The following is an 18,321-nucleotide window of genomic DNA, read 5'->3' as shown; positions in this document are numbered from 1 at the left end:
AGTCAGTCCTTCACAAAGAGTTTTCGATCCATATTGCACAGGGCTTCGGCCGGCCCGTTTTCGGTGATCAAAATGGTTTCGGTTGTCTCCAATCCCCAGCTCTCCATCCAGAGCGCGGGCATAAAGTGGAACACCATGCCCGGCTTAAGAACGGTCTGGTCCTCCATGCGGATCGACGCCGTGCGCTCACCCCAATCCGGCGGATAGCTCAGCCCGATTGGATAGCCCATGCGTCCCTCACGCGAAATACCATGCCTTGCCAGCACATCAAGGAACGCCCTGGCAATGTCGCAAGTTCGATTGCCCGCGCGCGCTGCCTCCAATCCGGCGGCGATGCCTTCGATCTGGGCTTGTTCCGCGGCGCGCATCTCGTCAGGCGGCTTGCCGAGATAGATCGTCCGGCACAGGGGCGCGTGATAGCGGCGATAGCAGCCTGACAGTTCGAAGAAGGTTGCTTCGTCCTCACGCATCGGGGCGCCGTTCCACGTGAGATGGGCGGCGGTTGCATCCAGACCTGAGGGGGTCAGAGGCACTATCGCGGGATAATCGCCCCAATCGTCGTCGACACCCGAGATCCCAGCATGGAAAATGTCGGCCACCAGATCGTTCTTGCGCACGCCCGGCGCGGCGCGATCAAGGGCGGTATGCATCACCTTTTCGGAGATGCGCGCTGCTTTGCGGATGAAGGCGATTTCCTCCTCGGATTTGATCAGCCGCTGCCAGTTCACCATGGCGGTTGCGTCCATTAGCTTGGCGTTCGGTAACTCCTCAACCAGTACCCCATGGGCCTTGGCGGAATAGTAGTAGTTCTCCATCTCCACCCCGATCCGGGCGGTTTCCATGCCAAGTGCACGGATGTGGCTGGCAAGATCCTGCATCGGGTGACGCTCGGTGGATTGCACATAATTGTCCGCGTATCCGTGAATGTTGTCGTGGGACATCCAACAGGTCCGTCGCCCGCCCAAAGCATCCATATAGCGCCCCCACCAGATCGGCTCGCCTTCAAGCCCCAGAAGCACACCTTGGTGGACATAAAAAGACCAGCCGTCATAGCCAGTCAGCCAAGCTTGGTTTGACGGATCCGTGATAAACAGCAGGTCCAGTCCTGCTTTTTCCATTGCTCTTCGCGTCTTGGCAATGCGGCGTTCGTATTCGGCTTGGCTGAACGGTACGTGGTCTGCTGGCATTGCAACCTCATGAATGAAAATATAGCAGTTGTGCACAACAATGATCAAACTGCGCCCCTCACAGTCAAACTAATCGTAAAAAAAGGGAACTTAATTGCAAAAAGCGGCGCTCGAATGTCGTTTTCACGGGCTAGCCAAAGCAATCTTACTATAGGGTTGTACACAAATTGTGGCACCCAGAGCGAACCCCGATCAATCTGGTTGCGGCTTGTCAGCATGGCAAGCAAGGAAGGCGACAAACTCAGATGACTGGAATGCCCCTTGAGCTTCACCACATTATGGATGCGCAGAACCGCATTCGCGGCGTGGCAGACAATACACCTTTGATCCCCTCCCCTTACATGACGACTGTGGCGGGCCATGACTTCTTGATGAAGATGGAAACCATGCAGCCCGTTGGCGCCTTTAAGCTGCGCGGTGCGATGTCGGCGGTGATGGCTCTGCCTGACGAGGTGCAGGGTGTAACCTGTTGCTCAACAGGCAATCACGGGCGCGGGGTGAGTTTTGCGGCCAACCTGCGGGGTATGAAGGCGGTGATCTGTATGTCCGGGCTGGTGCCGCAGGCCAAGATTGACGGGATCAAGGCGCTTGGCGCAGATGTGCGGATCATCGGCACCTCGCAAGACGAAGCCATGCAGGAAAGCCAACGCCTGTGCTCGGCTGAAGGGCTGGTGGAGATTTCCCCGTTTGATGATCCCCACGTGATCAGCGGTCAGGGCACCATCGGCTTGGAAATGCTGGCGGCGCGGCCCGATTTGGAGATGTTGCTTGTGCCACTATCGGGCGGCGGGTTGGCCGCGGGTATTGTCACGGCGGCCAAAGCGATCAAACCCGATATCTCCGTGATCGGCATCAGCATGGAGCGCGGCGCGGCCATGCATGCGTCCATCCATGCGCGCGAACCGGTCGAAGTGCCCGAATTTGCCTCGCTGGCAGACAGCCTTGGCGGCGGCATTGGGCTAAAAAACAAACTATCCTACCCTATCTGCCGCGATCTCCTGGATGACACGATTCTGGTGACTGAAGATGAAATCCTGCACGCGATGCAGGTCATGTTCTTTGAGGATCGCATGGTGGCTGAGGGCGCATCAGTTGTGGGCCAAGCGGCTATGCTTGCGGGCAAGCTGCCCAAGCCGGACGGGCCCGTGGGTACGGTAATTACAGGGCGCAATCTTGACATGCAAACCTTTGCCAAACTCATGACAGGTCAGGATGTGATGATCGGGGATCTAGCAATGAAAGGCAAAACCTATGGCGCATGACATTCAAGTCGTCACCGAAGCAGAGCTGAGAGCGGCCGTTAAACTCGACCTTACCGCTGTGGATGTGGTGGAAAAGGCTTTTGCGGCGCTGGCCTCCGGCAAGGTGGTGATGCCCCCGATCCTATCTATGGACCTGCCCGAGACCAATGGTGAGGTTGATGTAAAAACCGCTTATATTCAGGGCTTTGACGGCTTTGCCATCAAGGTTAGCCCCGGTTTTTTTGACAATCCCAAACTGGGATTGCCAAGCCTTAATGGGTTGATGATCCTGTTCTCGGCGCAGACCGGCCTGGTGGAAAGCCTCTTTCTGGACAATGGGTATCTGACCGATGTGCGGACCGCGGCAGCGGGTGCTGTAGCCGCACGGCACTTGGCTCCAGATGATGTGGTCACCGCCGGAGTGATTGGCACAGGGGTGCAGGCCCGCCTGCAAATGATCGCCGCCCATCTCGTGCGCCCGTTCAAACGGGTTTTGGTACATGGCCGTGACCCGGAGAAAGCCGCCAGTTGTGCCGCTGATCTGACCAAGGCGCTGGGGATTGAGGCGGAGGCGATGCCGGACGCCGCCGAGGTTGTCGCTCAATCTCAGCTGGTGGTCACCACCACGCCCGCGCGCGAGCCGGTGCTGAAAGCCAAATGGTTACATCCGGGACTGCACATCACGGCCATGGGCTCAGACCAGACCGGCAAGAACGAGATTGATCCCGCCGCTTTGGTCGCCGCAGATGCATATGTTTGTGACAGCGCCAGCCAATGTGAAGTTTCCGGCGAGCTGGAAGCGGCCAAGGCTGCCGGGCTCTGGAACAAAGGCACGCCCACGGAACTTGGAGAGGTCATCACAGGCGCTAAACCGGGCCGCGCCTCGCCTGAAAGCATTACCATCTGCGATCTCACCGGCACCGGTGCGCAGGACACAGCAATCGCAACCCATGTCCGCAAATACTTCGGCGCTGCCGGAACCGTTATTCAGGCATAGACGGATGAAACTCGACGATCGCGATATCCAGATACTGTCTGTTCTTTCTCAAGAAGGGCGAATTACCAAAGCAGCGCTGGCCGAAAGGATCGGTCTGTCGCCCACGCCCTGCTGGGAACGACTGAAAAAACTGGAAAGTGCCGGGCTGATCGAAGGCTATGGCGCACGGATCAACCTTAAAAAACTGACCCCGCATGTAACAGTATTTGTTTCCATCGAGATCGCAGATCATACCGCCGCCAGTTTCCGCACCTTTGAGGCGGCCATGCAGCGTTATGATGAAGTCACCGCTTGCTGGGCGCTTGGCGGCGGGTTCGACTACCTGATGCAGATTGTGACCCGCGACATCGAGGCCTACCAACGGCTGATTGACGAGATGCTGGAGGCCCGTATCGGCCTGTCCCGCTATTTCACCTATATTGTGACCAAGCCAGTTAAGGGAAAAGCCGGACCACCTCTGAATGCGCTGCTTGGCGACAATGCTGATAGCTGATTCATCTGCTCAAATCACAAAATTTGGTCACATCCTCTGAAAGAACCCGCCACCTTCTCCCGCGATACGAAAGGGTTTTCGGCTTTAGAAACAGCGCCTTGTACGCCGACGCACATCGCGGGCAAGGCATGCGCCCGGCCCAAGCTACGAAGGCGCGAGGCTCAGCATCATAGGGCACTCCGCGATCAAATATGCCTGCCGTGATTGGGCGTGATCCAACACGGCTAAGAAAGGAGTACAGATGCTAAGAAACGACCAACTCGACCAATGGGATCGCGACAATTTTTTTCACCCATCGACACATTTGGCGCAGCATGCGCGCGGCGAAAGCCCCAGCCGGGTGATCAAGACCGCCAGTGGGGTATTTATCGAGGATAGAGACGGCACCAAGCTGCTGGATGCTTTTGCAGGGCTGTATTGCGTGAATGTTGGCTATGGCCGTCAGGAGATAGCCGAGGCGATTGGCGCGCAGGCCAAGGAGCTTGCCTATTATCACTCCTACGTAGGTCACGGCACAGAAGCCTCGATCACGCTGTCTAAGATGATCCTAGACCGCGCACCGAAAAACATGTCCAAAGTCTATTTCGGCCTTGGCGGCTCAGATGCAAACGAGACCAACGTCAAGCTGATCTGGTACTATAACAACATCCTTGGCCGTCCCGAAAAGAAGAAGATCATTTCGCGCTGGCGCGGCTACCACGGCTCGGGGCTGGTAACCGGATCGCTAACTGGGCTTGAACTGTTCCACAAGAAATTTGATCTGCCGGTTGAGCAGGTGGTCCACACCGAAGCGCCATACTACTATCGCCGCGACAACCTGGATCAGACAGAAGCGCAGTTTGTCGCCCATTGCGCGGCCGAACTGGAAGCGCTGATCGAACGTGAAGGTGCCGACACCATCGCCGCTTTCATTGGCGAACCGGTCTTGGGCACCGGCGGCATTGTACCCCCGCCAGCAGGTTATTGGGCAGCGATTCAGGCCGTGCTGAAGAAACACGACATCCTGCTGGTCGCGGATGAGGTTGTCACGGGCTTTGGCCGTCTTGGCACTATGTTTGGCTCCGATCACTACGGCATGGAGCCGGACATCATCACCATCGCCAAAGGGCTGACCTCGGCTTATGCGCCGCTCTCTGGCTCCATCGTGTCCGACAGGGTCTGGCAAGTTCTGGAGCAAGGCACAGATGAAAACGGCCCCATCGGCCATGGCTGGACCTATTCAGCGCACCCGATTGGCGCCGCAGCAGGCGTTGCCAACCTAAAGCTCATTGATCAGTTGAACCTCGTGCAAAACGCCGGTGAAGTTGGTGCATATCTGAACCAAACCATGGCAGCTGCGCTGGCGGATCACGCCCATGTGGGCGATGTGCGTGGCGAAGGCATGCTCTGCGCCGTTGAGCTTGTGAAGGACAAAGACAGCCGCACTTTCTTTGATGCAAGCGACAAGATCGGGCCGCAAATCTCGGCGGCGCTGCTTGAGCATTCAAAAATCATCGCTCGCGCCATGCCGCAAGGCGATATCCTTGGCTTTGCGCCACCCTTCTGTCTGAGCCGTGAAGAGGCGGATGACATCGTGTCAGGAACGGTTGCCGCTGTGAAAGCTGTTCTGGGGTAAGCCGGTAAATACGAGGTCAGGGCCGCGTTTTGTTGGTCCTGCCTGCTCGCCGCTTACCTATTGGGCCTTAGTCAGGCTGCGGAGCGTGTTCTCAAAGCAAACCCACCGCGGCTGCGATGTACGCAAGCCCTGCAATCGCCGCTCAGCGGAATCTCTCAAATTCAATCAAAAAAGCGAACCTTTGCACTTGCAAGACTCAAGCGCATCCCCTACGTGCCGCTTGAGGCAGAAATTTTGAAAACCTCACCTTTCTGAACAGATCAAGCCCAAAGCTGGTACGAGGATTTGGCCATGCTGACACGTGATGAAGTCATTCGCGATAACCGCACGCGTGCGGGTACATTTCCGGCTGTGATCCTACTTTATGGCATTTTGTTGGGCACATTGGTTCTCACGGGTATGGCCGTCGTCTGATCAATGGTCGGCAATACGCCGCTGAAAGCCCTGCGCGCAACACTTTCATATTGAATAAAAAACCGCCCGAGACCTCTCCAGGCGGCTTGAACCTTTGTATCTGATGGTGTCAAAGACCAGCGGACTCTCCGACGTTGTCGACCCCGCGTTCCTCCAGCAGTGTAGTTAGCCAGTTTGGATCCATTTCCGGCACTGAACTCAGGAGCAAGTCAGTGTAGGGATGGTGCGGTGGCGTGAACATCTCATTTTTCGGCCCCTGCTCCACGACCCTCCCTTTTTGCATCACAACCACCTCATCTGCGATGGAGCGTACGGTGGCAAGGTCATGCGTGATGAACATATAGGCCAGATCGAGCTCCTTCTGGAGCCGGTCCAGCAGACGCAAAATACCCTCTGCAACCAATTGGTCCAACGCCGAAGTCACTTCGTCACAAATGATGAAACTGGGTTCCGCCGCCAATGCGCGAGCAATACCAATCCGTTGCTTTTGACCACCTGAGAGCTCCGGCGGATAGCGGTTATAATATTTGGACGGCTCCAGCTCGATCAAATCCAGCAATTCGTCAACGCGCGATTTGAGCGCTGCCCCAGACAATCCGGAATAGAATTGCGCCGGACGCCCGATAATCTCGCTGATACGCACCTTGGGATTAAGCGCTGTGTCCGCCATTTGGTAGATCATCTGCGCCTGGCGCAGCTGGTCTTTGGAGCGATTTCGGAAGTTCGGCGGCAAGACCTCTCCGTTGAATAAAACCTCACCTTTGGACGGTGGCAGCAGGCCAGTGATCACTCGCGCAGTGGTCGATTTGCCTGACCCGGATTCACCAACAACAGCAACGGTCATGCCTTTGTGTATGTCAAAAGAGACATCATTGAGGATCTTGGGCCCGCCGGAATAGGCCGCATCCACCCCACGCACGGACACAACCGGAGTGGCGTCCTTGGGCCGATCTTTCTGAGGCCGTTGGAAACTGCGCACCGCCCAAAGTGACTTCGTATAATCCTCTTGAGGATTGTCGAGCATCTCTTCGGTTGGTGCTTGTTCCACCTCTTCACCCTTGAGCAGCACTTTGATGGTGTCAGCCATCTGCGCCACCACGGCAAGGTCATGGGTGATGTAAATCGCCGCCGTGTTGAACTGATCCACGATATCGCGGATCGCGGCCAAAACCTCAATCTGTGTGGTCACGTCCAGCGCCGTCGTTGGCTCGTCAAAGATGATCAAATCCGGACGGCATGCCATGGCCATCGCCGTCATGGCACGTTGCAGCTGCCCACCGGACACCTGATGCGGATAGCGGAACCCAATCTCTTCCGGATTCGGGAGACGCAGCCGCCGATAAAGCTCAGTGGCGTCCTCTTGCGCCTCCAGTCGTTTCTGGATGCGGTAGTGCAGCGGGGCTTCGGTGTGCTGATCGATGATCTTATGTGCCGGGTTGAAACTCGCGGCCGCCGATTGCGCAACATAGGCGATCCGGGCCCCACGCAAGGCACGTTTCTCGCCTTCTGTGGCTGTGGTCAGCTCCATACCGTCAAACTCGATTGAGCCGCCGGAAATCCGCGTGCCATCCCGGGAAAACCCCATCGCGGCCGCGCCTATGGTGGATTTGCCGGCGCCAGATTCCCCGATCAAGCCCATCACCTCACCACGGTGTAGCTTGAGGTCTACCCCCTTGATGATGGGCACCCATTCCTCACCGGTATAGCCCTCGATTTTAAGGTCTTTGATGTCCAGAAGGACTTGTTTGTTTTCTGCGGACATTTCTATCACTCCTTCAGACCGGAGGACCGGAACAGCATCCAGTCGACAACAAAGTTCACGGCGACCGTCAGCAACGCAATGGCCCCCGCCGGGATCAAGGGTGTGATTTCTCCGAAAGAAATCAGCGTCGCGTTTTCACGCACCATGGAGCCCCAGTCAGCGGTAGGAGGTTGAATGCCCAGCCCCAGGAAGCTGAGGCCAGCGACCAGCAGGAACACAAAGCAGAACTCAAGACCAAACTCCGCCACCAACGGAGCAGTGACATTGGGCAGGATCTCCTTGCGAATGAGATAAGCGTTCTTCTCGCCACGCAGGTTCGCAGCTTCGATATAGTCCATAACCACGACGTTGCCAGCCACCGCACGTGTAAGGCGGAATACACGCGGCGCGTAGATGATGGCCACAGCCACAATAATCACAAAGACATGCGGACCGAAAATCGACAGCATCAGCAGCGCGAAGATCAGCGACGGGATCGCCATGATAACATCCGCAAAGCGCCCCAAAGCCTGATCAATCCAGCCACCTCGTGTGGCTGCGATCAGACCTGCCGTCGCCCCCATAAAGAAGGCCGCCGCCGTTGCCGTAAGCGCGAGGCCGACAGTGTTGCGCGCGCCAAAGATGATGCGGCTAAACATATCACGGCCCAGCTGATCTGCGCCCAACAGCATGTTTTCATCGGCTGGCGCAAAAGCTGAAGATATGACCTCAGACTCTCCATAAGGCGCAATCCAAGGCGCAAAGATGCCCGCGATTGCGTAGGTGAAAATGATGAACATACCAAACGCGGCAGTCAGCGGCGCGGTCTTCAGCTCTTTTGACACATTGGCTGGAGAGATGATCACCAGGAACTCACGGAAGCAGTAGGAGACCCCGGCGGCGAAGGCCAGAATTATGGCGCCCATGGAGATGGCACGTAGCGCGCCCGCGCCGCCCACGATACCAACAACAAAGCTGACCAGTGTGAGCGTGAAGAGCGTCAGGAAAATGCTGCGCTTACCGTAAAAGGCCGCGAGGCAGGAAGCGATGATCAGGATCGCGAAGTATGAGATTACAAATACGTTCATGTGTCTGTCCTCACTTCGGATGCCGCAGGCGCGGGTTGGTCAGGATGGAGCCGACATCGGCCGCGAGATTAAGCAGGATAAATGTAGCTGCGAAAATCAGGCAGATGGCTTGCACCACAGGGAAATCGCGTTTGGACACGGCATCGACCAACGCCTGGCCGATTCCAGGATACACAAACACCACCTCAACCAGCACTACCCCTGTGATCAGATAGGCCAGATTGAGCGCCACAACATTGATGATCGGGGCCCAGGCATTCGGCAAGGCGTGCCTGACAACGACTTTCCACGGAGGTGCGCCCTTGAGACGGGCCATTTCGATGTAAGGCGAGGCGAGAAGGCTGATGATTGCCGCACGCGTCATGCGCATCATATGCGCCGTGACCACAAGCACCAAAGTCAAAGCAGGAAGGAAAGTGCGGTGCAACAGTTCGCTAAAGGTCATGCCGTCATTCAAACTCGCAATGGCGGGGAACATGTTGGATTTCACCGACAGATACAGAATTAGGATATAGCCAAGAAAAAACTCTGGGCTGGAAATGGACGTCAGGGTCAGCACATTGGCCACACGGTCAAACAGCGTGTTGCGCAGCAAGGCCACAATGATGCCCAGCGTGATCGCGAAAGGCACCGCAATCACCGCCGCATAAGCTGCTAGAAATAGGGTGTTCACAAAGCGGTCAGAGATAAGATCCATGACAGGATCTCCGGAGACGATGGAGTTTCCAAAATTGCCCGTAACCGCCCCGCCAAGCCATTCAAAATACCGGACAACCGGATGTGTGTTCAGCCCCATTTGCTCGCGCAGGGCCGCAAGGTTTTCTTCGGTAGCACCTTGCCCAAGAACGGCCTGTGCCGGATCGCCGGGCAGCAGCAAAACCATAAAAAAGATGATGGCGGAGATCACAACAAGCGTGATCAAGCCAAGCCCAAGACGCTTGGCTATGAGTTTGGAAATGTCCCCCATGGACTCCCTCCTGTTGATGTTCCGACGGGTCCGACCTGCCGGAAGCGGCCTTTTTGGCCTTTGGCCATCTTATTGTGTCTGACGGCTCAGAGATGCGAAGCCCGGTCCATCCGGGCTCCACGTTCTTTGTGAAGGCTTTATCAGCCGGTAAACCACCAACGGCTCGCGGCGCGGGCGCCATCGCACTCCCAGCTCGCCGCCAAAGCCTCCGGCGTGCCAACATTGGAGCGGTTCGCATAGACGAAGTTGTTGAAGAAGGGGATGACCGTGCCCCCGTCATTGCGCGCCAACATGGCCATGTCGCGATACATTTCCCCACGGCGAGTGTCGTCCAGCTCGGCCTTTGCTTGCAGCAGAAGTTTGTTGAAATCTGCGTTCTGCCAGCGGCTTTCGTTCCAGGCCGCGTCGTCTTTGTATGCCAGCGTGTACATCACGTCCGGTGTCGGGCGGGCACCCCAAGACACGGCGCAGAAGGGCTTCTTCAGCCAAACATCGGAATAATAGCCATCGTTGGGCTCACGCACGACCTTCATGTTGATGCCAGCCTTCTTAGCTTGCTCTGCATAAAGCACGCACATATCCACCGCACCTGCGTAGACGCTGTCTGCCACGCTGATGCTGATTTCCAACCCTTCATGACCAGCCTTCTTCAACAAGGACTTGGCCTGATCCGGATCATACTCGCGCTGCGGGATGTCCTCAGGCCAATAGGGCTGCGCAGGCGAATGGTGGAAGTCATTGCCCTTGGTGGCCGCGCCAAAGGCGATCTTCTCGATGATTTCGTCGCGGTCGATGGCCAGTTTCAGGGCGTTGCGCACATCCACATTGTCAAACGGCGCAATGTCGGTGAGCATCGGCATGGTGATCGCACCCGCAGATGGAATGTTGTGCACGGTCACATTCGGGTTGCGGCTCATCAGCGCCATAGTTTTCAGCTCGATCAGCGAAACCGCGTCCACATCGCCTGTCACCAAAGCGGTCTGACGGGCGTTCGGATCGTTCAATGTGATGATTTCCACCGCATCAAAGTAGGCCCCTTCACCGTGCCAGCCATCATGGCGACTGAGGCTGAACTGAACGCCGAACTCGCCTGAATCGATCTTGTAAGGGCCAGAGCCATCGCCGGATTTCCAATCAATGGTTCCGTCGTCATTAGCTGGGCAGATGGCGAGGTGATAGTCTGTCATCAGCCACGGGAAGTCAGCATTGCCGCCGGACAGCTTCACAACAACGGTGTAGTCGCCATCAGCGGAAACGTCGGTGACATCCGCCAAAAGCGCTTTGGCAGCAGATGTGGAATCCTCGCCCCGGTGGTGGTTGAGCGACGCAATCACATCGGTTGCCGTCAGCTTTTTGCCACTATGGAAGCTGGCATTTTCATTCAGCTTGAAGGTCCATTGCGACGCTTCTGCACTGCCTTCCCAGCTGGTTGCGAGATCGCCCCCCAGAGAGCCGTCGCCGTTGATCATCGTCAGATAGGAGCGGTGCGTGTGCGCCAGGAAAATCATCGTCCTGGTCAAGTACGTGCCCGGATCATGTGTGTCGCCGGTGTTGCCGTCGTGAATACCCCAACGGAAGGTGCCGCCTTTTTGAGGCGCAGCGGCCGCTTGAGTGGTCCACAAGCCCGTGGCGCCGGTCGCCGTCATCCCTGCGGCCAACGAATAATGCATAAAACTCCGGCGCGAGATACCGCCCTTGCGGGCTGCGTCGGCCAGTCGGTTGAGAAGCTGTTGGTCTTTTTTTGTCATAATGACTCCCTGTCGATTTTTGATTTTTCAGAGTTGGGTTCCTCAGCGTAAACCCAACCAGCCTGCAGCGAATTGTTCAAAAGCGACACCCCCTCCAAGCCCTCACAACATCTTTAAGTCAGAAAATGACATATAATGCAATGTTCTAGCGAGTCTGTGAGAGGGGACCCATAAGCAAGCGGTCTATTTGCGACATCCCTGCAATCTCTGATCGAGCGAGCCATAGATGAGTCGACCGTTACTTAACTTAAAAGACTCAGCCGAACGACCGGCCGATTTTCGACCTTCAAACCCCGCCACAGATAGACGGCGATATTGGGACTCCGCTCTCTTCTCATGACGATAAGCGTCGAATCCCAAGCTCGAGATCCCGGTCAGTCCCGAAGCAAAATGTCTGTAGAAAGTGCGCAAAATCCTTTGCGCCAGCATGAAGTGGTGTCCCCGCTCAAACCACATTCCAATTGAAAGACACCCCCCATGGCAAACCAGCCTGCACATAAGTTCAAAATCGGCCTGATCACGGCCACCGTCTGGCAGAATGACGGGTTCTATTCTGTTGATCTGTCCCGCAGCTACAAATCCGACACCGGCAAATGGCGCAACACCAACAGTTTCCATCATTCCGACCTGCTCAATCTGGCTAAATGCGCAGAACGCGCCGAAATCTGGATTGGCCGTCAACTGACTGCAAAGTGACCCAGCGCCGGGCCATGCCCGGCCCCAAAACACATGCTGCCCCGCCGGAGGCACAAAAGGGGGCCATAAGGCCCCCGTTTCTTTTCCCTACATCTCAAAACCAACTGCGGCGCGATAGGCCGCGAAAGAGGGGGGTCTTGTAACACCCCCCTCCACGAATACGAAAACGAAAGAGAGCGTAAATGGACGGGGTGATCCTGCATTCTGGATTTGATGGGTTGAAGTTCACTCTGACCACAGACATTCCAGCCAGCTTCCGCGAAGAGCTGTTTTCTGCCAAAGCCCATGCCAAAGAGACCCTTAGCGACTGCGTCTTGGAGTTTGGAGACATCACCCTCAACGTCACCAATAAAGGCGCACGCGGCTTTACCGCCCATACAGGCGATCATGGCGCTGTCTGGCTCTTTCAAGACCCAGAGGACCGCATTCCCAACAATCCCGGTATCACCGTAGACTTTCGGGCCTTTGGGCTTGCGACAGGCGGCTTAGAGGGCGCGGAGAGACACTTTAGGGACTGCATGTCTGCCTTTGGCATACCTTACGTGGAAACACAGCTCCGCGTTGCCCGAGCGGATTTTGCGGTTGACTACCTCGCCCCGTGGTTTGAACCAGACAGAGAGGCCTTGGTTGTGCCACCGGGCACCAAAGTGACCGAATATACTGGCGTGGCTGAGACAGCGACAGTTTCCAGCGGTGCGCGCGTGATTGGCCTGCGTGCGGGGGCCGTCGCCAACCGCCAGCTTGCGATTTACGACAAACGCGCAGAGATCATTCAGCAAAACAAAATGGGGTGGCTGTCCATCTGGAATGCGGCCCTTGAGGCGCAGAACAGACCAACTTTGGACTTGAAAGATCGCGACGCCAGCCAAGTTTGGCGTTTTGAAATGCGGCTTGGCTCAAAACAGCTTCGCAACCGCTTTGAGATACGCAGTTGGGAGGATGTTCACAACATTGCAGATTCCAAAACCAGTCAGCATCCTTTGGAATTGAAGTTCGGCGCTGTTTGCAAACAACAATCAGCGCCGAACCAAAACGAAAGTTACGTTTGATATCTAGGCCTCATCAAATGACGCTTCCTTCTTTCGTCTAGAGCGACCTTTCAGCTTGATGTGGTACCGGTTGTGGGAAAGCCGATCGAGGACCGCGTCTGCGATGATAGGATCGTCGATGAACGCGTGCCAATCATTGTACGGTCTCTGTCCGATGAAGATCGTCGATCGTGAATGCACACGATCTTCGACAATTGCCAAAAGGTCAGATTTACCCTGCTGCGTCATTGGCGTGACGCCAAAGTCGTCCAGCACCAACAACTCGTATTTCTCCAGCTTGGTTTTGAACTTTAGATAGTTGCCATCTGCTCGCGCCAAGGCCATCTCATATAGAAGGTCATCGACCTTATAATACTTGGATTTGATCGCGTTCCTGATTGCTGCCGTTGCGATGCAACATCCGATCCAGGTTTTTCCTGTGCCAGTTTCACCAGATATCAGGATGTTCCATCCGCGCTTAACCCACGAGCACTGAAGGAGCTCACGCATCTGCGCTGACTGAAAGCCTCTGTCGACCGAATAATTCAGTTCTTCAGGCACCGCATTCAGCTTCAATCGCGCGTCTTTGGTCAGGCGTTCGAGCATGTTATTGTCGCGTTTTTCCTTCTCTGACAACATCAGAACCCCTAAACGTTCGGTGAACGAAAGCTCGTCATGGCTGGAATCTGATTGCTGCTGTTCCAGTGCATCGGCAAGGCCAGAAAGACGAAGCTCTCGCGCCAGTTCAAGTACTGTATGAAACTGCATCAGTCATCTCCCTCGTCGGAGTAGTATTCAGCACCTCGGACATTACCGGTCGGTTTCGAAGGTGACGGCAAATCTTCTTGAAAGCTGGTACTCCCGCGTTCGAGAATACCGTAGACGGCCAGCGCATTTATCTGACCACGCTTGAGGGCTTCTGTGATTGCATTTTCGACGGCCAGGCGACCGTAGTGATGAATTTTGTTCGACAGTTTTCTGACCATATCGCCAGCTGCTTTGACATTTCTGTGCAAGTTCAGATGCTCTTGGACGAATGTCGCGACAACCGGGCCTAAGCTTTCGGAAAATCGAAGCACCGCTTCCTTGCGATAAGATGTCATTGCTTTGTGATGGGCAGGTAAGTGATCTGGGCTGGTCTTTCGCCCAGACAATTCATTTGATCGTCGGTGAATAGCTATCGGGAGCCCGTCAGTGAATATCTCAACCGAATTCGCAGTCGCCTTGACATTGACCTGAGCTCCAACGAAACGAGAGGGGACACTGTACCCAACGCCGTCCACAAATACATGATAGTGGAGAGGGACAGTCAGCCCGACCTGCCAGCGTCCAAATTCATATCTGGTGGTGGGTAACGGGGCTAAACACGCGGCTTCCTGGTTTTTGAAAATTTGCCATCGGGACATCCCTGCGTGCTTTGACATGGGGCGATGGTTGATTTCATCAAGCGCTTCTTTGAGCTTATCGTTCAGATCAGATAGCGAATAGCAATTCAGGTAACGTTCCTTGCCAAGAAAGCTCCGCTGAACTTCCTGAACCATTTTTTCAACCATACCCTTGTCGCGTGCCGCGTAGGTTCGTGTCGGATCTGGGAAAAGACTGTAGTGGTCCAGACATGCTTGGAAATTCAGGTTGATTTTTGCCGGCACACTCCCTCGACGGGGTTTGTCTACCGCTGCTTTGAAGTTATCAAAGACTGCATCATCCGGCACACCTCCGAAATACTCCAATGCCGCCACGAAAGCCTCAGTGCAGTGTGGCAGAGACTGACTCGCAATCGCCATGGCGAATGTAAGCCCGCTATATGGCAAGACGGCAATCGCTAGCTCTGCTGAAAGGACCCGCCCGCCATTGTCAACGTACGTGGGCCTCTTCCCTGAGAAATCGAACTGTAGGGAGCCGCCAGGGACATGTTCGTGGCGAAATTCTGGCCCGCGCGTCTTCTTGTACTCTCTAACCCTTTGATAGAATAGACTTTCACTCATGGGCACCAAGTTGGGGTCGTTGAAGTTGTTTACTTCATCAACATATTGGCCGTGTAAGATTCTTAGAGTGACACCAGGCTTTTTCCTATTGATCAGAACCTGGTCCAGATCAGGCTCGTAGAAGCGTGATCGTACCCGTTTAGGTCCCTTGATTAACCGATCCAACTGGGCGTCATTTAGCGCATCCAGCTCCATCTTGTTCAAACCTGAGACCTGCATGTTCGCTCGATATTTGCGAATTGAATCTCGGTGCTTTCCAGTTTTTCGAGCGATTGATGTGTTTGTTTCATCGGGACACCACAAGAGGTCCACGATCCGTCTGGTCGTGCTTTTCATAAAGCTCTCCATTTAGCGATTTTCCCAAGCACAAAAACAGGTTCGGCGAACCCGGCTTCGGCTTGACATTTTGTGTGATTTTGGAGAGGCTACACCTAAGAGTATGGAGGTGAACTGTCTCTGAGCCTCGAATTTGCGGCCAGGCAAATTTGAGGCTTTCTCATTTTTATGGGCTCACTGTTTTTCCTCCGATTTGTAGATTCTGTTTGGGAAAAGCTCGGTGACAGTCGTATCCAGAGCTTCTGCCAGTTCCTGTTCTACCCTGACCGATCGGGCGTGCCCGCTAAGAACGCCTGAAACCGTGGATGGCTGAAGATTTAGCCGACGAGCGATTGCTGAAAGCGAAAGACCCTTCGTGCGGAGGCGGGCCTTTATCTCTTCTTTTTTTGAAATCTTTGCGCCGTATTCCAATTTTCTCACCAACATTTGTTGGTTGAGGGTAATCGGAGCCCCCTTTCCACGTCAACACCTAAGCTGTTGATATTATTAGGTTAAAAGTTAAAACTACCTTTGACGTTAGAGCTGTGAGCCTGCCAGGTATTTATTTGAATTCATTGATCTTTAAGCAATGTCCAGCTCTCAACACCCAATCCGGTAGCCACCCGGAACAAATTGTCGATCGAAATATTTTGCTCCGACCGTTCGACCGCACTCAAGTACGTGCGGTTCAAGCCGGCTTCTTCGGCCAATCGTTCTTGCGACCAGCCTCGTTCCGCACGAAGCAGTCTCATATTGCGGGCGACTATGTCTCGCAGTGGGCTTTTGGGTGTCCTCTTCACACATTATTCTATTGAGGATCACCTGTTTTAGCTCTACCTGTTTTAACATACATTCGTGCTCAGTTGCTGTTGAGGAAGAGAATTATGGGATGTCAGATTTCAGAGTCATCAGAGATGTTAGACGTGGCGTGTCGAGTGGCCAGACTGGCCTCTATGTCATTCTTGTTGGTCGCCGCACCATTGTCGGCAGTTGCGGAAGACACGCTAACCCCGGTGTCGCCAGTGCTCCAAGTTACTAGCCACCCTTATATGGTGCTAGGAGTAGCCCCAGGTAACGCCAAATTGGAGGCTGCAGAAACACTTACCGAATATTTTGATCGCAATCTGGAAGATGAAGTCGTCGCTTTGAATGTGCAAAGTTCAAACGGGCGATCGTTTCGGCTCGAGTATGCACAGCGATTAGTTTCACCTTGGGTATCACCATTCGTTCGGATGGGCAGCGATCCCTATGAAGAGGTCAATGTTTCTCTTGCAACCGGTGTTCTCGATGGACGCGTCCTTGGGGTCGAGCGGGTGATTGTTGCAACCGGGACTGATCGGCCTTCTGCAGGATCGGTATTCAAGCAAATCGAGGATGCCTTTGGCACCCCGTCGTTGCAGCACTTCGATACTTACGAATCTGAGATGATCTATGCCCATGCTGGGGGGACTTTGGTTCATGACCTGAAAGCAGCCGATCCGAATCCGAGTGCTGTTGGTGTCGGGTCTTCAGATTACCTGAGTGATGGTGCCCCGTGCAAAACCGCAATTGGTCGCTCGCCAATATATAAGTTCAGATCTCCAAGAGAAGGAGATTGGATTGGGACTTGTGATCTGGTTTTCCGGATCACGGTTCAGAATAGCGTTGCCAACACGACAATCCGTTTCAGCCTGATTGACTACGCACTAACGCGGGCAAATCGAGATGAAACGGACCGGCAGATCAATGAGGCGCTGCAGAAAACAGCACCAGCCGGCGAGATCAAACTGTGACAGCAAGAAACTCCGTGGAACAATCATCAATCCAATCGACGTTTGCTCCGGTATTCGCGATTAAAGCTTCCGCTTCACAGCTCACACCCGATAGCGGTCTCCTAACCTCACGCGAGAGACAACAGGCATGGGACCGCCTGCTGGTCGCTTTGCCTGCTGTCATGACGCAATGCTCTGGTTTCGGTAGCCATCCCGACGATCAAGGATATCCTGGGCCAAAACTTATTTGGGATTTCCTAAATGGGCGCTTGCTGAAAATCAGCATTAATAAGCGTGGCGGATATGATCTGGCGGTCGAAACGGACAAATTGTGTAGGACCGAGACACAGCTCCCATTGGGGCTGCTCCTGTTGAAGTTGCTCGCGTTGGATTACACGCCAGAGGAATTTCGAAGGCTAATGGGCTGACTGAACTAAATGACAAGATCATGACAATCTGGTACACAGCCGACACCCACTTCGGCCATGAAAACATCATACGTTTTTGCAAACGCCCATTCGTGTCTGTCTCGCAGATGGATGCGGCGCTTTTAGAAAACATGTGGAAAGTCATTGGGCCCGAAGATCAACTGTGGATTTTGGGTGATTTTGCCTTTGGGTCCAAAGCGAAAGACGGTGCCTATGTCGAACGGATATTCACCCAACTGCCGGGTTCTGAACGACATCTCGTGATTGGAAACCATGACCTTGACCCAACGCTTGAGCTTCCTTGGGACTCCGTCTCCCATATCGCCGAGCTGCGTGATGGCCCGCAGAACCAGTTGAATACTCTATGTCACTACCCAATGATCACCTGGAATCATGCTCGCAAAGGGGCTTTGCAGTTCTTTGGCCACGTCCACAACAATTGGCAAGGCACACGAAACTCGGTGAATGTTGGTGTCGATGTCTGGAATTTTTCGCCGGTCACCTGCGGAGACATCGTTCAGCGTGCAGGACAACTACCCGAGAATAAACACTGGAAAAATGTGGAACAGAGGCCAACAGATAACTAGCTGACAATTCTGCCGTCCCATGAGTGCTTCAAAGTGAATG

At 54.7% G+C, this 18,321-nt stretch carries 17 protein-coding genes; 9 read left to right on the top strand and 8 right to left on the bottom strand.

Features of this window, described 5'->3' with window-relative positions; all coding sequences use genetic code 11:
* Window positions 1-2 precede the first annotated feature (2 nt).
* Window positions 3-1,187: a M24 family metallopeptidase gene (locus tag J7399_RS18465; protein ID WP_209088664.1), complete on the bottom strand. Its 1,185-nt coding sequence runs from the start codon at window positions 1,185-1,187 to the stop codon at window positions 3-5.
* A gap of 245 nt (window positions 1,188-1,432) precedes the next feature.
* On the opposite strand from J7399_RS18465, the gene eutB reads away from it, so the two are divergent.
* The 5 genes from eutB (at window position 1,433) to J7399_RS21135 (ending at window position 5,947) form a co-directional block, all read left to right on the top strand.
* Window positions 1,433-2,449 (top strand): hydroxyectoine utilization dehydratase EutB, encoded by a 1,017-nt coding sequence (gene eutB, locus J7399_RS18460; RefSeq protein ID WP_247742970.1) that lies wholly within the window; start codon window positions 1,433-1,435, stop codon window positions 2,447-2,449.
* Window positions 2,439-3,425, top strand: a complete 987-nt coding sequence (locus J7399_RS18455) for a cyclodeaminase (RefSeq protein WP_209088661.1) — start codon at window positions 2,439-2,441, stop codon at window positions 3,423-3,425. The genes eutB and J7399_RS18455 overlap by 11 nt, the downstream gene beginning before the upstream one ends.
* A gap of 4 nt (window positions 3,426-3,429) precedes the next feature.
* A complete protein-coding gene (locus J7399_RS18450) occupies window positions 3,430-3,918 on the top strand; it encodes an Lrp/AsnC family transcriptional regulator (protein ID WP_209080251.1) in 489 nt (162 codons plus the stop codon).
* Between the two features lie 241 nt (window positions 3,919-4,159).
* Window positions 4,160-5,533 (top strand): aspartate aminotransferase family protein, encoded by a 1,374-nt coding sequence (locus tag J7399_RS18445; protein WP_209088658.1) that lies wholly within the window; start codon window positions 4,160-4,162, stop codon window positions 5,531-5,533.
* A 291-nt stretch (window positions 5,534-5,824) separates the two neighbouring features.
* Window positions 5,825-5,947, top strand: coding sequence for a hypothetical protein (locus J7399_RS21135; protein ID WP_280637754.1), 123 nt, complete (start codon window positions 5,825-5,827; stop codon window positions 5,945-5,947).
* A gap of 109 nt (window positions 5,948-6,056) precedes the next feature.
* On the opposite strand, the gene J7399_RS18440 is transcribed toward J7399_RS21135, so the two are convergent.
* From J7399_RS18440 to J7399_RS18425, 4 genes are all read right to left on the bottom strand, one after another.
* On the bottom strand, window positions 6,057-7,709 hold the full coding sequence (locus J7399_RS18440) for an ABC transporter ATP-binding protein (RefSeq protein ID WP_209080247.1): 1,653 nt from the start codon (window positions 7,707-7,709) through the stop codon (window positions 6,057-6,059).
* Window positions 7,710-7,714: 5 nt separating this feature from the next.
* The gene (locus tag J7399_RS18435) at window positions 7,715-8,776 is read right to left on the bottom strand and encodes an ABC transporter permease (protein ID WP_209080245.1); all 1,062 of its coding nucleotides are present in this window, start codon (window positions 8,774-8,776) and stop codon (window positions 7,715-7,717) included.
* Between the two features lie 10 nt (window positions 8,777-8,786).
* Window positions 8,787-9,743, bottom strand: coding sequence for an ABC transporter permease (locus J7399_RS18430; protein WP_209080243.1), 957 nt, complete (start codon window positions 9,741-9,743; stop codon window positions 8,787-8,789).
* A 140-nt stretch (window positions 9,744-9,883) separates the two neighbouring features.
* Entirely contained in the window at window positions 9,884-11,491 is a 1,608-nt protein-coding gene (locus tag J7399_RS18425) for an ABC transporter substrate-binding protein (protein ID WP_209088655.1), read from the bottom strand.
* Between the two features lie 477 nt (window positions 11,492-11,968).
* Between J7399_RS18425 and J7399_RS18420 the strand changes: the two genes are divergently transcribed.
* Together J7399_RS18420 and J7399_RS18415 are read left to right on the top strand one after the other, a co-directional pair.
* Window positions 11,969-12,187, top strand: coding sequence for a hypothetical protein (locus J7399_RS18420; protein ID WP_209088652.1), 219 nt, complete (start codon window positions 11,969-11,971; stop codon window positions 12,185-12,187).
* A 182-nt stretch (window positions 12,188-12,369) separates the two neighbouring features.
* The gene (locus tag J7399_RS18415; RefSeq protein ID WP_209088649.1) at window positions 12,370-13,236 is read left to right on the top strand and encodes a hypothetical protein; all 867 of its coding nucleotides are present in this window, start codon (window positions 12,370-12,372) and stop codon (window positions 13,234-13,236) included.
* 3 nt (window positions 13,237-13,239) lie between these two features.
* On the opposite strand, the gene istB is transcribed toward J7399_RS18415, so the two are convergent.
* The 3 genes from istB to J7399_RS18395 all read right to left on the bottom strand — a co-directional run bounded on the left by istB (window position 13,240) and on the right by J7399_RS18395 (window position 16,267).
* Window positions 13,240-13,983 carry an IS21-like element helper ATPase IstB gene (gene istB, locus J7399_RS18410; RefSeq protein WP_209088646.1) on the bottom strand — a complete coding sequence of 248 codons (744 nt, stop codon included), beginning with the start codon at window positions 13,981-13,983 and terminating at the stop codon, window positions 13,240-13,242.
* A complete protein-coding gene (gene istA / locus J7399_RS18405; protein ID WP_209088643.1) occupies window positions 13,983-15,536 on the bottom strand; it encodes an IS21 family transposase in 1,554 nt (517 codons plus the stop codon). The genes istB and istA overlap by 1 nt, the downstream gene beginning before the upstream one ends.
* Before the next feature lie 551 nt (window positions 15,537-16,087).
* Window positions 16,088-16,267: a helix-turn-helix transcriptional regulator gene (locus J7399_RS18395; protein WP_247742969.1), complete on the bottom strand. Its 180-nt coding sequence runs from the start codon at window positions 16,265-16,267 to the stop codon at window positions 16,088-16,090.
* Between the two features lie 330 nt (window positions 16,268-16,597).
* On the opposite strand from J7399_RS18395, the gene J7399_RS18390 reads away from it, so the two are divergent.
* Both J7399_RS18390 and J7399_RS18385 read left to right on the top strand, forming a co-directional pair.
* A complete protein-coding gene (locus J7399_RS18390) occupies window positions 16,598-17,287 on the top strand; it encodes a hypothetical protein (RefSeq protein ID WP_209088634.1) in 690 nt (229 codons plus the stop codon).
* A 427-nt stretch (window positions 17,288-17,714) separates the two neighbouring features.
* The gene (locus J7399_RS18385) at window positions 17,715-18,281 is read left to right on the top strand and encodes a metallophosphoesterase (RefSeq protein ID WP_209088631.1); all 567 of its coding nucleotides are present in this window, start codon (window positions 17,715-17,717) and stop codon (window positions 18,279-18,281) included.
* The last annotated feature ends 40 nt before the right edge of the window (window positions 18,282-18,321 follow it).

It is taken from the genome of Shimia sp. R9_1 (genome assembly GCF_017743775.1).
In the GTDB taxonomy this organism is placed as follows: domain Bacteria; phylum Pseudomonadota; class Alphaproteobacteria; order Rhodobacterales; family Rhodobacteraceae; genus Shimia.
This window is presented reverse-complemented; position numbering and strand designations above follow the sequence as displayed.

What these genes read in the sequence shown, in the direction of transcription:
- J7399_RS18430 (WP_209080243.1), bottom strand. Translation starts at nt 9,743, where the DNA reads ATGGGGGACATTTCCAAACTCATAGCCAAGCGTCTTGGGCTTGGCTTG.
- J7399_RS18385 (WP_209088631.1), top strand. Translation starts at nt 17,715, where the DNA reads ATGACAATCTGGTACACAGCCGACACCCACTTCGGCCATGAAAACATC.
- eutB (WP_247742970.1), top strand. Translation starts at nt 1,433, where the DNA reads ATGACTGGAATGCCCCTTGAGCTTCACCACATTATGGATGCGCAGAAC.
- J7399_RS18465 (WP_209088664.1), bottom strand. Translation starts at nt 1,187, where the DNA reads ATGCCAGCAGACCACGTACCGTTCAGCCAAGCCGAATACGAACGCCGC.
- J7399_RS18415 (WP_209088649.1), top strand. Translation starts at nt 12,370, where the DNA reads ATGGACGGGGTGATCCTGCATTCTGGATTTGATGGGTTGAAGTTCACT.
- J7399_RS18420 (WP_209088652.1), top strand. Translation starts at nt 11,969, where the DNA reads ATGGCAAACCAGCCTGCACATAAGTTCAAAATCGGCCTGATCACGGCC.
- istB (WP_209088646.1), bottom strand. Translation starts at nt 13,983, where the DNA reads ATGCAGTTTCATACAGTACTTGAACTGGCGCGAGAGCTTCGTCTTTCT.
- J7399_RS18445 (WP_209088658.1), top strand. Translation starts at nt 4,160, where the DNA reads ATGCTAAGAAACGACCAACTCGACCAATGGGATCGCGACAATTTTTTT.
- J7399_RS21135 (WP_280637754.1), top strand. Translation starts at nt 5,825, where the DNA reads ATGCTGACACGTGATGAAGTCATTCGCGATAACCGCACGCGTGCGGGT.
- J7399_RS18450 (WP_209080251.1), top strand. Translation starts at nt 3,430, where the DNA reads ATGAAACTCGACGATCGCGATATCCAGATACTGTCTGTTCTTTCTCAA.
- J7399_RS18435 (WP_209080245.1), bottom strand. Translation starts at nt 8,776, where the DNA reads ATGAACGTATTTGTAATCTCATACTTCGCGATCCTGATCATCGCTTCC.
- J7399_RS18440 (WP_209080247.1), bottom strand. Translation starts at nt 7,709, where the DNA reads ATGTCCGCAGAAAACAAACAAGTCCTTCTGGACATCAAAGACCTTAAA.
- J7399_RS18395 (WP_247742969.1), bottom strand. Translation starts at nt 16,267, where the DNA reads ATGAGACTGCTTCGTGCGGAACGAGGCTGGTCGCAAGAACGATTGGCC.
- istA (WP_209088643.1), bottom strand. Translation starts at nt 15,536, where the DNA reads ATGAAAAGCACGACCAGACGGATCGTGGACCTCTTGTGGTGTCCCGAT.
- J7399_RS18455 (WP_209088661.1), top strand. Translation starts at nt 2,439, where the DNA reads ATGGCGCATGACATTCAAGTCGTCACCGAAGCAGAGCTGAGAGCGGCC.
- J7399_RS18425 (WP_209088655.1), bottom strand. Translation starts at nt 11,491, where the DNA reads ATGACAAAAAAAGACCAACAGCTTCTCAACCGACTGGCCGACGCAGCC.